The 14,425-nt window shown below is 68.9% G+C and carries 12 protein-coding genes and 1 pseudogene; 6 read left to right on the forward strand and 7 right to left on the reverse strand.

The window, feature by feature from the left end; all coding sequences use genetic code 11:
* Nucleotides 1-816: 816 nt before the first annotated feature.
* Nucleotides 817-1,062 (forward strand): hypothetical protein, encoded by a 246-nt coding sequence (locus AB0M76_RS42500; RefSeq protein WP_362638335.1) that lies wholly within the window; start codon nucleotides 817-819, stop codon nucleotides 1,060-1,062.
* Nucleotides 1,063-1,414: 352 nt separating this feature from the next.
* On the opposite strand, the gene AB0M76_RS42505 is transcribed toward AB0M76_RS42500, so the two are convergent.
* Nucleotides 1,415-1,831 carry a hypothetical protein gene (locus AB0M76_RS42505; RefSeq protein WP_365958130.1) on the reverse strand — a complete coding sequence of 139 codons (417 nt, stop codon included), beginning with the start codon at nucleotides 1,829-1,831 and terminating at the stop codon, nucleotides 1,415-1,417.
* A 110-nt stretch (nucleotides 1,832-1,941) separates the two neighbouring features.
* On the opposite strand from AB0M76_RS42505, the gene AB0M76_RS42510 reads away from it, so the two are divergent.
* Nucleotides 1,942-2,175 carry a hypothetical protein gene (locus AB0M76_RS42510; RefSeq protein WP_365958131.1) on the forward strand — a complete coding sequence of 78 codons (234 nt, stop codon included), beginning with the start codon at nucleotides 1,942-1,944 and terminating at the stop codon, nucleotides 2,173-2,175.
* A gap of 976 nt (nucleotides 2,176-3,151) precedes the next feature.
* Here the strand turns inward: AB0M76_RS42510 and AB0M76_RS42515 are convergent.
* Entirely contained in the window at nucleotides 3,152-4,819 is a 1,668-nt protein-coding gene (locus AB0M76_RS42515; protein WP_365958132.1) for a hypothetical protein, read from the reverse strand.
* A 167-nt stretch (nucleotides 4,820-4,986) separates the two neighbouring features.
* Here AB0M76_RS42515 and AB0M76_RS42520 point away from each other — a divergent pair, with 167 nt between their 5' ends.
* Nucleotides 4,987-5,160 (forward strand): hypothetical protein, encoded by a 174-nt coding sequence (locus AB0M76_RS42520; protein ID WP_365958133.1) that lies wholly within the window; start codon nucleotides 4,987-4,989, stop codon nucleotides 5,158-5,160.
* A gap of 189 nt (nucleotides 5,161-5,349) precedes the next feature.
* On the opposite strand, the gene AB0M76_RS42525 is transcribed toward AB0M76_RS42520, so the two are convergent.
* Nucleotides 5,350-5,580 carry a hypothetical protein gene (locus AB0M76_RS42525; RefSeq protein WP_365958134.1) on the reverse strand — a complete coding sequence of 77 codons (231 nt, stop codon included), beginning with the start codon at nucleotides 5,578-5,580 and terminating at the stop codon, nucleotides 5,350-5,352.
* Nucleotides 5,581-5,953: 373 nt separating this feature from the next.
* Here AB0M76_RS42525 and AB0M76_RS42530 point away from each other — a divergent pair, with 373 nt between their 5' ends.
* Nucleotides 5,954-6,142: a hypothetical protein gene (locus AB0M76_RS42530; RefSeq protein ID WP_365958135.1), complete on the forward strand. Its 189-nt coding sequence runs from the start codon at nucleotides 5,954-5,956 to the stop codon at nucleotides 6,140-6,142.
* Nucleotides 6,143-6,495: 353 nt separating this feature from the next.
* Here the strand turns inward: AB0M76_RS42530 and AB0M76_RS42535 are convergent, their stop codons facing one another.
* On the reverse strand, nucleotides 6,496-7,362 hold the full coding sequence (locus tag AB0M76_RS42535) for a hypothetical protein (protein WP_365958136.1): 867 nt from the start codon (nucleotides 7,360-7,362) through the stop codon (nucleotides 6,496-6,498).
* 680 nt (nucleotides 7,363-8,042) lie between these two features.
* On the opposite strand from AB0M76_RS42535, the gene AB0M76_RS42540 reads away from it, so the two are divergent.
* A complete protein-coding gene (locus AB0M76_RS42540) occupies nucleotides 8,043-8,300 on the forward strand; it encodes a hypothetical protein (RefSeq protein ID WP_365958137.1) in 258 nt (85 codons plus the stop codon).
* Nucleotides 8,301-8,893: 593 nt separating this feature from the next.
* On the opposite strand, the gene AB0M76_RS42545 is transcribed toward AB0M76_RS42540, so the two are convergent.
* Nucleotides 8,894-9,619, reverse strand: a complete 726-nt coding sequence (locus tag AB0M76_RS42545) for a hypothetical protein (protein WP_365958138.1) — start codon at nucleotides 9,617-9,619, stop codon at nucleotides 8,894-8,896.
* Between the two features lie 177 nt (nucleotides 9,620-9,796).
* On the opposite strand from AB0M76_RS42545, the gene AB0M76_RS42550 reads away from it, so the two are divergent.
* Nucleotides 9,797-9,967 carry a hypothetical protein gene (locus AB0M76_RS42550; protein WP_365958139.1) on the forward strand — a complete coding sequence of 57 codons (171 nt, stop codon included), beginning with the start codon at nucleotides 9,797-9,799 and terminating at the stop codon, nucleotides 9,965-9,967.
* 238 nt (nucleotides 9,968-10,205) lie between these two features.
* Here the strand turns inward: AB0M76_RS42550 and AB0M76_RS42555 are convergent.
* Together AB0M76_RS42555 and AB0M76_RS42560 are read right to left on the reverse strand one after the other, a co-directional pair.
* Nucleotides 10,206-10,493, reverse strand: a pseudogene (locus AB0M76_RS42555) (HNH endonuclease); the annotation flags it as partial.
* A 132-nt stretch (nucleotides 10,494-10,625) separates the two neighbouring features.
* Nucleotides 10,626-14,201 (reverse strand): tetratricopeptide repeat protein, encoded by a 3,576-nt coding sequence (locus tag AB0M76_RS42560; RefSeq protein ID WP_365958140.1) that lies wholly within the window; start codon nucleotides 14,199-14,201, stop codon nucleotides 10,626-10,628.
* Between the last annotated feature and the right edge of the window lie 224 nt (nucleotides 14,202-14,425).

Genomic DNA, 14,425 nt, shown 5'->3' on the forward strand with positions numbered 1-14,425 from the left:
TCAGACAGCTGGCGCCCCCCGAACTCCGCGCAGATTCACTGAGCCAGCACAGCCGCCAACCCGCTCAGCCAACCTGCACAACCCCAGGTCAGAAGCATGACGACAGCTCAGATTCACTGACCGGCGACAAATGGCGTGCCTGTCGGCTGTCGGCGACCAATGGGCCTGCACAGGCACCCTGGCGGCCCCTCTATGGCCGTGCGGGCCGAGGGAAACCCCCGGTGAAGAACGGCCCGCACAGGAGCGCACAGGGCCTCGAGAGTTGAGGACAGGGGCCCCCGGGTCACTAAAACCCACCTATCTGACGATTCGTCAGGTAGGTGGGAGGAATTCCATGCGTCGCTTCAACAAATCATCCGAGCATCCGTAAAACTCCTTGAATAACACCTCGAATTCCGCGGCACTGACCCGGACAAGAAATTCTGCTCAGGCCCATCTCCGCACCCGCCCGGGTGACATGCGACCACCCACGACGTGAGCCTGGCCATCCTCGGCCCGTTGCCGGAGCCCGACGTCGTCGCGTACCTGCATCCGTCTGCCAAGCGTTCGACACCCTCGAAGACTTCGAGACCTCAGGACGCTGGAGACGGGGCTTGCGGAGCTAACCCGCGCGCAGCGCAACCTGAACCCGCAACGGCGAGCGCCCCTGAACGGCGCCCTGTCAAGGCCACGCGAATCCGCGTCCGGCGGCCCCGCAGGGACTCTGACCAGGCACGGAACGGAAATTCGCGAGAACTCGACCCCCGCCGGGCGCCCCTCCCACAGTGGCTCTCGCCCACCCAGCCCGGCAGCCCCGGGCCCGACGAAAGGATCACCATGTCCACCACCACGACGTCCGCCCAGACCGAGACGAGCGAGACCGCCGAGACCAACGCGCAGCAGCTGACGCGGCTACGGCGGCAGCGGGACGCACTCGTCGCGGTGCTCGGCGCCATCCTCGCCCTCGGCGCGCTCCTCGCAGTACGGCTCGCACCGTCCTGGGCCAACCCCGTAGACACCGGCCTCACCACCGGCGCCCTGTACGCGGCAGTAGTACTGCCGTACCTCCTCCGACGCCGATAACGCCCCGGCGAAATCTCGTCCTCACCGCAGGTCAGCGCGGGAACGGTACGGGACCGGCCGCCGAGGGGGTTGCCGGTCCCACCGGTCCGTCAGGGAACGTTGAGCCCTGAAGCTCGCCGATCGTGAGGCTGGTGGAGCTCGCGCGGGTGGCGGTCAGGGTGCCGCTCTGGCCGGCGCCGGCCCACTCGACGTCCCAGGTGCGGGTGTCGGTAACCGGGTGAGGCGAAATCGGACGAGACGGCGCATGAGCGGGTGCACTCTCGAAGACCATGGACAGTTCATGATCTTCATAGCGGCTCCCGCAGGAGACCGGCTGCGGCAATCGGCCATTACTGACGACCGTTGACCGGACCTAGAGCTCGGTGTTTCCGTTGACCGGACCTTGGAGCTCGGTGTTTCCGTTGACCGGACCGTTTCCGTTGAACGGACCTTGGAGCTCGTTGTTGGACTTGTGGAGACCCTTCTTGTTTGTCACCTTCGTGGTCTCCTTCGTGGTCACCCTGAGGATTTTGGTCCCGTCCTTGCGGATTTCCAGCTCGCGGGTGGTTTCCCTCGTGGTCACCTTCGTCTTGCCACCACGCTTCTTGTCCTTGCGGTTGTTCCAGTCACCCTTGCCATGATCACTGTGAGACGTGACCGTACTGGCCGGAGCGGAGTGCGGCGTCGCGGGAGCGGCGAAGGCGCTGGAGGACAGGAGGCCTCCTCCTGAGAGCAGGGCGGTCGTGGCGGTCAGCAGGGCGAGACGCTGGGTGCGAGATGTGCGGGTCATGGATTCTCCTTGATCGGAAGGGTAGGGGGGTGGGTCACCTGGTCTGTGTGAACCCATGCCTCAAGTAAGCCCTCGCCGGTGAACTGCGTCATGCCGCTACTTCTCGGGACTTGACAGACGATGGCGGCTACTACACGACAAGACCGACTACTAACCATCTCCGTCAGCCGACCGTGCGCGGCGGGCTGAAGGACCTGGAAGCCGAGAAGCTCGTCATCTCGCCGGGCAGCGCGGTGCGGATATGCGAGGACGGCGTGCGGGTCACCGCGAAGCTGTGGACGCTGACCTCGGCCGGGCCCGTTCCACCTATCCGCCGTAACCCGGATCCGCTGCTTTCCCGCTGATGTCGTCGGCACCCGCCCGGACGTCCCCGTGAGCGCCCATCGAGCCGTCACGGTCAAGCGACCAGAAACCAGACACCCGGCCATGAGGCCGATCACGCCTGCGCTCGCACCGCAGGGAGCCCCGACCACAGCTGGTCGGGCGAGCGGCCCGTGTCCGAGATGACAGTTTAATTCGAACAAGCGATCTAATGCTGGTATGGACGCCACCGCCTTCCCCGACGACCTGGTGCAGACGCAAGCCGCCTGGAACGCCGCCTACGCCGCGCTCGCCGCACCCCACCCGCACCGGAGCAGCACGGGGTCGGTGCTCGGGGGCTGCGGGGCTGGCTGGTGCTGGGGCTGCTGGTCGATGGTGACGGACATGAGGGGTTCCCTCCCGTTGGTGGTCTGCGGACGATCCGCAGACGAAGCGCTGCACGCCCGGTCTTGCCGTACTGCTTGCGCAGTTCGGTGAACGGACAGCAGGGCGCTGTGCTGCTTTCTCTGGAGCGGAGGGGATTCCCGGCCCCTCCTTCCTTGTTATGGGGGGATGAGGGCGGAAGTCATCACCGAACAGCAGCCGAAGTTCGAAGTCTCGTCCGTCGTCCACCTGCTGGAACCGCACCCGGGCAGGTCAACGCCCCCGTCCCCCGCGCAGTGGACGAGATCGGCCCGATCGGCCACTCGGTAGGCCACCTGCAGCGCGCAGTCGGCCAGCGTCGGCCGCGGGTGACTCACCGATTTCCTCCCCACCGCAGGTCAGAGCGGGGAAACGGAGCGTGGCCCCGGCCATCGAAGGGCGGGTGGGCCGCGACGTCGAGGGCCTTGGTATTCCGACGGAATACCAAGGCTGGGGCGGTCCCAGTCGTGCTGCCCCAGAGCGGGCTCTACCTGGCCCCCGCCCATGTCGGCGCGGGCTGACACGACCCTGTCCAGAGGCCGCCCCAAAGGCGCTCCGACCGGCCCTTACAGCCGGATGGGTGGCCGCCCCTTGTTCCTACATCAGGGCGACGAGGGTGGCGGCCCACTCCCCTACGGCGTCCAGGCCGACGAAGGGAGCAAGAGATCCCAGACCGAAAGCGATCGGGGGTCCAGCGATCGCTGCATCTACGGGTCTGTCCCGGTGAAGCTTTTCCGCCTGCTTGACGACGATAACGAAAGCGACGCGCCAGGTCCCCAGCACCAGGCCAAGGCCTCCCAGGCCGTAGACCGTCATCTTCGAGATGGCCGGGCCCGGGTCAGCGTGAAGAGCTGCGAACCAGCCGGTAGTGATCAGGGCCGTGAGAACAGTCTCGAAGGCCGGAAGAGCCATGTCGAGCGCGAGCAATGGCAGCGCTCGCGGCAGCGGCACCGCCGCCGCGGCCGCTCGGGTGCTTTCGGGATCAGGCACCCAGAGGAACTCTGGTGGGTAGTTGGAGCTGATCTTCCTGTGGGCGGTGGCGAACGCGGAGATCTCCCCTTCCGTGGCATCCAGGCTGGTCAGGATGCGTTCCAGGTGATTCCAGTCGCCAGGAACCTTCCTGCCCTCCGCCGTTGTCGGCCACGTTTCGGTACCGCCGGCCCTCTGCCGTAGCTCTTGCAGGGCGGCTTCCAGGTCTTCTGGGGTAGTGGCAGTTTCGGCGAGCTGCTGCACCAGGGTCTTGTAGCCCTCGGGCGGCGCGGACGGCATGTCGGGCGGGTCAGGGACCGGGCGCTGTCTGGTTGGCGGATCCTGTGGGTTGTCCCGTGGTTGTTCCGGGACAACCACGGGATCCGGTCCCTGGGAGTTCCCGGACTGTTCCGGGGCTGTCCGCGACGCCGGCTGCCTGAGGGGGGCGTCCTGCGGTGCGGGGTCGAGGCCGATCAGCTCCTCCAGGTCGTCGAGTTCGTCGTCCTGGACCTCCAACTGCTCCTGGGCTGCCTGGAGGACATCGCGGATCTGCTCCAGGGCTGGAAGCCCGAGGTCTTCGGGTTTTGTGGCCGAGGGATTCGGGGCGCTGTCCGTCGTCTCCTCATCGATGTGGTTCAGGGCGGTGCGCTCGCGGGCCACTTGCTGTTCGGCGGCCAGGCGGAGCTGGTAGGCCTTCTCTTCCGCCCGGCGGGCGTGTTCCAGCTTCTCGTCGGCCTGACGCCGGTACTCCCGGGAGATCTGCAGTTCGCTCTCCAGTTCGGCGCGGACGTCCTCGCGGGCACGGTCCCGTTCCACCTCGAGCACGGTGCAGCGTTCCTGGAGGACGGAGACCATGTCCTCCAGCTGCGCGCGCCGGCGTTCGGAGGCGGCCAGCTTCTCCAGGGCTTCGATCTGCCGCAGTCTGGCCTCGTCCAGCCTGAGCAGTGCCTGGGTGACCACGTCGGTGCCCCGCTGTACCGGGACCGGCAGTAGCGCCGGTGCAGGCGTGTTGGCGCCGGCGCCCAGGGCCGCCTCCGCCTCGCGGGCGGCCGCCAGCAGCCGCAGGCCTTCCGCAAGCTGGCGCTCACGCATCCTCGGCTCTCCGACGTAGCGCTTGGCCACGGCCTCGAGGAGTTCCTCGGGCGGCAGGCGGCTGCCGCTGCGGAACTCGCTCCACGAGGTCGTGCTGTAGGCGAAGTCCCCCTCGAGCGTCCGGACCGCCTTGCCCAGCGTCACCTTGCGCAGCCACACAGCCAGCTCGTTCGCCTGCTCGGTCCGGCCCCGTAACGCGCCCATCGGTCGCCCCATGGCTCCCCCGCATCCTGTTGTCCCCGGGAACAACCCGGGGATTGTTCCCGATCTTCGGCCCCCACCTGCGAGGACAGTCATCACCCGCAGCGGACAATCACACCATCGAAGACGGTGAGACCTCCACCCGATCAGACGATCACAGGAGGCCCGTCGTGACCACCCCCAACACCACCCAGCCCCCGCGCCGTTCCTGGCCCTACGCGGTAGTCGCCATCACCGTCCTCGCCATCCAGCAGGGCTGGGACGCCCAGCAGGTCACCACCCTCGCCGTCAGCCTCCTCGTCCTCGTCGCCCTGATCACCTCCGCAGGACGCGGCAACGACTAGCCGCCCATGCCTAACAGCCACGTGGACGGCTGCCGCCCCACTGCGGCGGCCATGGTCCCCACACCCATGCACCGCCCGTCTCCTCGCGCCGGAGGTGACCACGGTGGCAACAGGGCAAGCATCGGTGGTGGCTCCGCCGATGCTGACGGAGTGATTGCCCCGCAACCACTCGGCGGGTACCCCAAGGGGTCAGCGGCGGCGCAGGGCGAGCGCCATGCCGAACGTGGCGGCCAGCGCCGAGGCCACCCCGCCCACGGCGCCGACCGGCCCGGCCAGCGAGCGGTGGACCACGCACAGGTAGCCGGTGGCGGCCAGGACCAGGACGACGACGATCCCGACGACCAGGAGCAGCACGGGGTCGGTGCCCGGGGGCTGCGGGGCCGGCTGGTGCTGGGGCTGCTGGTCGGTGGTGGCGGACATGAGGGGTTCCCTCCCGTAAGGGCCTGCGGACGATCCGCAGACTGCGGCGCGGAGCACCTAGCCCCGCAACCCCTGGTGTCGTGGCCGGGTGGCCAGACAGCAGGAGGGGCGGCACGAGGTTTTGCCTGACACCACGCTGCGGGCCGGGCGGGATCCATTCGATAGCTCTGACGTGCAGGAACTCCCCCGATCCCCCGTCTAAAAAATATTGAATGAGGGGGTTGCGTGTGTAGGTCGGACGAACTTCCTGACCCCCTCCGACTATTGAATGGCCGCCCGGCGGAACGTAGGAGTCCCACCTTCACGGCCGCAGGCGACGCGGGGGAAGGGATCCCATTCCCCCGCTCAAAAGGGGAACGTCCACACTGGCGGGATGATCGAGCGCCGCCCGCTGGGCACCGGCCCCCGCCCCGCTACTCCCCCGGCGCCTCCGGCCGCCCGGGCCCGTCTGGCCGCCGAGCTGGCCGAGCCGTCCGCCGAGGACCCAAGCGCACCCGCGCGGCCCGCGCCCGGCTCCGGCCGACGGCGTCTGGGCCCCGGCGCCGAGGCGGACGAACGCTGACTGCGATCTCTCGCTTTCACGTCAGTACGCGACCTGGGCGTCTCTCACTCAACGACAGTGGATAGACCCCGATCTCTCACATCCATGACAGTGACCACACACCCCGAAACAGCCCCCGACCAGCATCAACACACCAGGGCCCACTGTCTCTCACACCGCTGTCACCAAACCGAGAGATCGCAGCTGCCCGATGGGGCCGCGCACCGCACAGGGATCTGGTACGGGAATCTCAAGGCCCGCCGCGACCGACTCAACCCCGCCCAGCTCGCAGCCCTCGCCGAGCTGGGCGTGGAGTGGGCCGGATAGCGCTGCCCGGGCGCCGACGATGTCCGTATTCGCCGCCGCTCCGGGGGTCAGCGAAAGGCGTTACGGCGACGCCGGACCAGGACCCAGGTCACCGCGCCTGCGGCAGCCAGAGTCGCGGTACCGGCGCCGAGCAGCCACGGGGCCGCTTGCCCCGTGGCCGTTTTCGCCGCCTCGTCCTGGCAGGTGCGGCGGACCGTGTCATCGGTCCGGGCCACCCGGTAGCGGGCCCAGACCTCGTCCGTGCCCACCCAGCGGACCTCGTACAGACCGGGCTTGGCATCGCAGCGGATCACCGCCGCTGTCACGACCGCTTTGGCTCCGTGCATGACGGGCCGGTTGGTGAAGCCCGGCGAGGTGAGAGTGTCGCCGTACATCAGATCCGCGTCCGAGCCCGTGAGCGTCACCCTCTCGCCGGGCTGGAGCGTCCGTACGTCCCAGGGCGACTGCGGCCAGGAGTCACCCGTCGGCCAGCGCTCCTCCGGCTGATCCGGCGGAAGGGCCGCGACCTTCCCGGGACAGGCCCTGCGTTCGGCCTCGCCGACGTCCTCGACCTTGACGGTCACCCAGACATTGTCTTTGGCAGTCATGGCGGGACCGCCGGGCCCGGTCCGCCCGACCGGGTAGACGCCCGGCGGAGTGTCACACGCCACGGTCGCCACGGCGGTGATGACCGGATCCTTCATCCTCAGCGTCCCGTGCTCAATGAAGATCTCGGAGACCACCCAGTCTCCGTTCCTCCCTGGCAGGTACGAGGCCACCGTGAACGTGAGCCGCTCACCGGGACGCGCGGACAACTGCGCCCCCTCGGGCGTCGGGGCAGGCGGATCCACAGCAGGCACCGCGAAGGCACCGCCCGCCACGGCCGGTAACAGCAGCACCGCCAGCACGGCGACCACACCAATCCTCGTCCTCATCGCACCCATTCGCCCTCTTCCCCATCCGTTGGCGATCTCCCATACCGCTACACAGCCTGCCCTCTCATCGAACTAACGGACCATTGCAGCGAGGTGATCTGGCAGTTCGCGAACGGCGACGGCCGCCCTCGGCACGATGCCCGGGCGAGCAGGCGGGGTGTCACCGGCAATACGCCCGCTCCCGGTCGGGGCGCGGCGCAGGTGGTGGAACGTCGCCGAGGTGCCCCTGCTGGCTGGCGGGGGCACCTCGTGCGGTCAGGTGCTGTCCAGAGCGCCTGGGACACCTGCCCTCGTCCGCACACTCCTGTCGGCACGGCGTGATCTTGAGCGTAGCGGGCAGATCGCCCGCCAACGGGCTCAATGCGGGAATCGTCGCGATTGCCAGCGCCTACCGCCCCGCTCCTGGGGCCGTGGCCTCACCAGGCTCGGGTGGAAGGGGCCCGGATGGCATGCTCTGGTGGTCAGCGCGGAACCCGCGAGAGCAGCAGTTCCCGCACCTCCGCGACGCCTCTCCGCGCTCATCCGCGATCAACGCCACTACACGGCCCAGCCACCGCGACTGAACCCGATCTCCACCGCATGACGTCGGCTGGCCCGTGAAGGTAGGTTGATCACCGGCTGGCTGGAGGCCATATGTCGGTGTACACGTGAAAGTGCCGACACCATAGGAGGAGCTCGCGGTGACAGAGATCGAGGTGCCGGGGCCTGAGGCCGACTGGCAGCCGGCGACGCAACCGCCCTACTACGCCGGCAAGAACCCCGCCCACCAGTACAGCCTCTGGGAACACTCCGCTGCGCTATTCCAGATGATCGGCGTGCTGGAACTGCCGGTACAGCCCCTGGCCCAGCGGCTGCGCCTGCACGTGGAGCGGTCCTGGGACGGACTGGACGACCTCGACGTTGTCCTGTTCCGGCTGGAGCGCTTCCTGGCATGGTGAGCGCCGGCCGCTCCCGGGTCTGGCTGCGTATCGGCGTCACCCGGATCCGGGCGGACAAGCGATCCGCCGGTCCACAGGCGAGATGCGCTTCCGTATCGGCTCTCGCCTCGCCTGACCCCCTGGGAGCGCCCCGCGGCGGCCGCTGGCACCGTGCGGGAGGTGAGCTGCTCAGGCGTGCCAGTCGGTATGCCTCTTGGAGGAGACGCTTGTCGCCGTCTGGGGCGTCCGAGCACAGCGGAGCCGCCGGCCGACAGGGGCCGCACATACCCGGCCCAGTGCGAGGGGAAGCGGCGGCGGTCAGCCGATCGGCTGCCGGGACTCGGCTCGCACCTTGAAGGTGGTCTCGGCGACCTTGGCCAGGTGCGATCTCTCGCTTTCGTGTCAGCACGTGACCTGCACGTCTCTCACTCCTCGACAGTGGATAGACCTCGATCTCTCACCTCCATGACAGTGACCCCACTCCCTGAAACGGCCCCCCACCAGCAGCAACGCGCCAAGGCACACTGTCTCTCACACCACTGTCACCAAACCGAGAGATCGCATCTTGGCCTTGGCGATTCAGTATGTCGCTTCACTGAATCCTGAAAGGTGCCTTATGGGTTGAATACAGCCGCCTTCAATCGGGCAATATAGTCATCGACTTCAGTCGGGTTATATCCCATCCTGCCGATACGGGGAAAATCGGATGGTGTCGTCAAGAGAAATGTTTTCAGTTGCTCCATATCGGCCATGGCAAGCTTCTTTACCTCGGCTACATAACGGTCGACTGCCTCCACGTAGTAGTTTCTGTTGAAGTCTGGGTGCCCGTACACGAAGCGCACAGGCACCGAGTTGAGAAGCTCACGACCTTCACGTTGTCGGCGACGCCGATCGGCTTCGGCCTCGTTCTTGGCAGCCCGGATCCTTGCGTCCATGTCTCGCATGGCGTGGAAGGCGGTGGACAAGACCTGTACCTTTTTGTCCAGTTCTGCCACTCGGCGCAGGGCGTCCTCGAGCTTCTCCTCCAAGAGGGCGACCCGGTTCAGGGCCTCGACCAGCGGGTCGTCGGCAGCAGCCCCTCTTTCCGCCTTCGGGCGGGCGTTGTTGGCCCGATGCCAAGCTCTGGTCCAGGCGGCCTTATCACCGCCGCAGATGCGTACGAGCTCGTGGAGGGTTCCCTCCTGGGGGAAGCTCGTCCCTCTCGCAGCAGCCCGCACTGTGTTGGGCGCCAGGCCGGCAGCACTCGCGACCCTCTCCATGGTCTTGCCGCTGTTCAGGATCATCTCGTTGAGCGCCTGGGCCAACTGCTCAGGCGTGCTCACCGTGTCCGGGCCGGCCATCTCTCCCCCTTGGAGCTCCTCAGTCCTGCGCAGATCGTAGAAAACTGAAGCCCCTCCGACCTGCGGTTTCCGCAACTCCATGCGGCACCACCGCAAGCAGGATCAGTTCTCCGCATCTTGATCCACACACGCCGTGAGATGAGCGCACAAGCACCCGCACACCTCACGGAGGCACTCATGAGCTGGTCCGATCTCTGCTTCACCCTGCTCACCGGCCTGCTGGAACAGCTCCCGTCGGCTGCTGTCATGACCGTGGTAGGTACCGTCATCGCATGCCGACGACGCCAGAAGCCCGGTGCTGAGGAACAGCGCGAAGCCGCGAACAGCAACACGGAGCATGCCGACTGACCACCGGCCAGCGGTCCCGCCCAGGGGCCGCCGTCTCTCACCGGTCCAGCCCGGCTGGGGTGCCCGCCCCCATTCACCAGTCACCGGCCACCCCCGGCGGCGGTGAGCTTGGCCAGGGGCGAGCGCCGCCCCTGGCCAAGAACGCGCAGGGCAGGCCAGTCCACCTCCGGGTGGTCGGCGGACACACGGTCGATGTCACCAGCCCGGTAGAGCCCGGTGCCGCCGCGGAGGTCTGCGGCTACGCAGCGGGGGTGAACTCCACCTCGGTGTCGCCGCAGCCGGCCGCGATGTCCATCAGCCGGTCCCGCTCCGCCTCGTCAACGGCCAGGCCCCACCGGAGCTTGGTCTCCGTCCACTCCTTGCCGTACCGGCACAACGCTCCCGGAGACGACGGCAGCCACTCGAAAGGGTCCTGATCAGCCTTCTGCCGGTTCGAACGCGCCGTCACCGCGACCAGCGAGGACAGCTGACCGAGATCATTCGCATACGCCTCCCGCCGCTGTGCGGTCCACGAACTCGCCCCAGCTGGCGGGGAGCGTCATTCCAAACGTGCGCTATTCCTCCAGCCTGCCCTTGGCACCCAGGATGGTGGGCGGTCTGCGCCTGGTGTCGCGTTGCGCTGCGGCGTGGATGGTGCCCCAGCGGGCTACCCGCTGGGCTACTGTCCGAGGGCTTCGAGCCAGGCTGCCACTTCCAGAGATTGTCGTAGTGCGGCTTCGAAGGCCATGGGGTTGGCCTCGGCTAGTCCGCGGCGGATGCTGGTGGCTTCCTCGATGGCGGCCAGGCCCTCCTCCGGCCGGCCCACCTCACCCAGCCGGATGGCCAGACTGTTCAGGGCCATGGCGAGGTCGGGCAGGTAGGCGCCGGGGTTGGCCTCAGCCAGCACACGTCGAATCCCGGCAGCTTCCTCAAGGGCGGCCAGGCCCTCCACCCGCCGCCCCACCTCACCCAGCCGGACAGCCAGGTTGTTCAGGGAGGTGGCGAGGGCGGGCAGGTGGGCGTCGGGGTCGGCTTCGGCCAGCACGCGGTAATGCCTGGTGGCTTCCTCAATGGCGGCCAGCCCCTCCTCCCGCTGGCCCGCCGCACCCAGCCGGATGGCCAGGCTGTTCAGGGCCCTGGCGAGGTCGGGCAGGTGAGCGTCGGGGTCGGCCTCAGCAAGCACGCGGTAATGCCTGGTGGCTTCCTCAATGGCGGCCAGCCCCTCCTCCCGCCGGCCCACCTCACCCAGCCGGATGGCCAGGCCGTTCAGGGCCCTGGCGAGGTCGGGCAGGTAAGCGTCGGGGTCGGCCTCGGCCAGTGGGCGGCGGATTCTGACAGCTTCCTCGACGGCGGCCAGACCCTCCTCCGGCCGGCCCGCCTCACCCAGGTCGGTGGCCAGGTTGTCCAGGGCGATGGCGAGGTCGGGCAGGTGGGTGTCCGGATCGGCCTCGGCCAGTGGGCGGCGGATTCTGACAGCTTCCTCGACGGCGGCCAGACCCTCTTCCCGCCGCCCCACCCCACCCAGCCGGATGGCCAGGCCGTTCAGGGCCCTGGCGAGGTCGGGCAGGTGAGCGTCGGGGTCGGCCTCAGCCAGCACGCGGTAATGCCTGGTGGCTTCCTCAATGGCGGCGAGCCCCTCCTCCCGCCGGGCCACCTCACCCAGCCAGATGGCCAGGCCGTTCAGGGCCCTGGCGAGGGCGGGCAGGTGAGCGTCGGGGTCGGCCTCAGCAAGCACGCGGCAGTGGCCGGTGGCTTCCTCGATGGCGGCCAGGCCCTCCTCCCGGCGTCCCAGCACACCCAGATCGGCGGCCAGGTTGTTCAGGGAGGTGGCGAGGTCGGGCAGGTGAGCGTCGGGGTCAGCCTCGGCTAGTCCGCGGCGGATTCTGACAGCTTCCTCGATGGCGGCCAGGCCCTCCTCCCGCCGCCCCACCTCACCCAGCCGGATGGCCAGGTTGTTCAGGGAGGCGGCGAGGTCGGGCAGGTGAGCGTCGGGGTCAGCCTTGACCAGCACGCGGTAGTACCTGGTGGCTTCCTCAATGGCGGCCAGCCCCTCCTCCCGCTGGCCCACCTCGCCCAGCCAGATGGCCAGGTTGTTCAGGGCCCTGGCGAGGTCGGGCAGGTGAGCGTTGGGGTCGGCCTCAGCCAGCACGCGGTAGCGGTCGGTCAGGGTTTGCGTGAGGTGGACGGCTGTGGCGGCGAGGCGCTGGCTGCTCCGCGGGAGCTGGTCGCTGAGGGTGGTGAGAGCGGTGAGGGGGATGGTGGGGTCGGAGATGATGGTGTCGAGAGCGGTGGTGAGGGGGGCGGGGTGGTCGGTGCGGTTGGCGGTGCTCATGATCTGCGCGCTCAGCTGAGGGTGGCGGGTGCAGAGGTCAGTGAGCTGGGTGTCGAGGCGGTCTTGAAAGACGGGGTGGGCTGCGGCGCGGCTGTAGACGGTGAGCAGCCGTTCCGTCTGGGGGTGGTCGGCGTCCTGGAGAAGACGGTCGGCGAGGGTGGGATCTGAGTTCAGGGAGCGGCCGACGTGACGTTCGGCGAGGCGGTCGGGCTGTAGTGCGCCCCAGGGCAGCGGGGTGGTGGTTGGGGGGTAGAGGGTGGAGAGCCAGGTGGTGACCTGGTTGCGGCGGTCGCGGGTCTGGTCGGCCAGTGCGGGGAGCCGTTGCCACAGCCGGTCGGCTTGTTCGCGGTCGGCGGCGCCGACGAAGTGGGCGGCGGCCAGCGCCGTCTCCAGCGTCGCGGGACTCAGACCCGGGGTGAGGCCGAGAACGGCAGCGCTCTGCCTCCAGTAGCGGCTCTCGTGGTCCAGGAGCCGGTCCTCGACATCCGCGGTCCCACGGCGTGCGGCATCGCCTTGGTGGTCTCTGGTGGGGAAGGCGGTTGGGGGTTCAGCGGTGTCGAGGAGGTCGGCGAGGGCGGTCATGTGGAGGGTGAGGGCGTTGCCGTAGGCGTCCTGGTCGAGCAGCGGCGGCGGCATGCAGGCCGCAGCTGTGGTCCAGTCGTGTCCGGCCAGGCCGTCGACCCGTGGCAGGGCAGTGGCCAGGGCGCGGGCCGCGTCCTTGTAGCGGTCGGTCCGGTCGGCGGGGTCGTTCTCCAGAGGGGTGAGTAGGCGGGTTGGGGCGGTTGCGAGGTGGTCCTCGGCGAGGAGGGTGGCAGTGGCGGCCTGACGCCACCAGTCGCCGCCGGTACGGGCAAGCAGCAGGAGTTTGAGCGGGGTGGCCCCATGGTGGTCGGCGGCGGCCTCGACGAGGGCGGCGAGCTGTTCGGTGCGGGTCTCGGCGTAGTCGAGGACGACCAGCAGCGGCCTGGCCGCGTGCCGCACTTCCGCCAGCTGGTCCGTGGTGGCGTTTACCTTCGGCCACAGAACAGCCCAGCTGTCGGCGGCAAGCTGGGCGGCGAGGTGGTGAGCGAGGCGGGTCTTGCCCTGCCCACCCGGGCCGTGCAGCAGCCAGGCCCCGAACCCACCCACTTCGCACCACGCCCTCAGCTCGCCGAGGAGTTCGTCGCGGCCGTGGAAGGGCACGGTCTGGTGCCGGGCCTCCAGCAGGGCCGCCGGGGAGGGCAGCTGCGCGCTTCGGTCGTGGCCTTGGGCGGGGTCGGTGAGGTGCTGGAGTTCCACCGCCTCCAGGTCGTGGTCCGCGCCAGCGCCGTGCTCGGCGAGGGCGGTACGGAAGGCGGGGTCGTGGTGGAGGACGTAGGAGGGCACGACGTTCAGCTGCCCGCTGCCGGAGTACTCGCGGTCGGAGGCCACCACACCGATCAGCAGCCGGTCGGCGAACACCGCCGCGCCCGACAGGCCGCCCCACGGTGACGTGCCCTTGAATGGCCACTGCGGGGGATGCTGGCGCAGGTCCATCACATGCTGGTCGCCCACGAATCCGCTGCCCGGATTCAGCTCCCCGCGCAGTTGTGCGGCCTCCACCGCGCGGCCCTCACGCTGGGCGACATCCGGGACGCCCCAGGTCTTGCAGTCGGTACCGGGCCGGTCCGTCACCAGTCGGCCCCACCGCACCGGCGGGGTCGGTGCCTGCCAGTGCGGATCGTCGTCGGCAAGGACCAAGGCGGCGTCGTCCCGCGCGGCCGGGGTGCCGCACCACACCACCGTCCCGCCTGCCGTCCCGCTGCCGCCCGGGCGGAAGACCTCCACCCGGGTGCCGGCGGGTCCGGCGACGTGCGCGGAGGTCAGCACCAGCCGGCCGCCCACCGCGTACCCCGAACCCGGCCCACCCTGCCCGTTCACCCCAGCCAGACGCTCCTGCTTCACCCAAGTCCTCCACGGTCTCGTTCGAACACAAGCCCTGCCCCAGGGCAGCAGCGTCCCGGGCTGCTTGGACTCAGTGATCGATGCGCTGGGAGGTGTCGCCGGGGCCGGGCTGGCGCGGCCGCGTCCCGCGCACTAGGGTCTGTTGCGAAAGTGGATCTTGATCGGTGATGATCATGGTGTGGCGCGTGGAGATCTGACGGATGCACAGTGGGCAAGGCTGGAGC

The sequence above is a fragment of the Streptomyces sp. NPDC051364 genome (assembly GCF_040682115.1).
GTDB lineage: Bacteria > Actinomycetota > Actinomycetes > Streptomycetales > Streptomycetaceae > Streptomyces.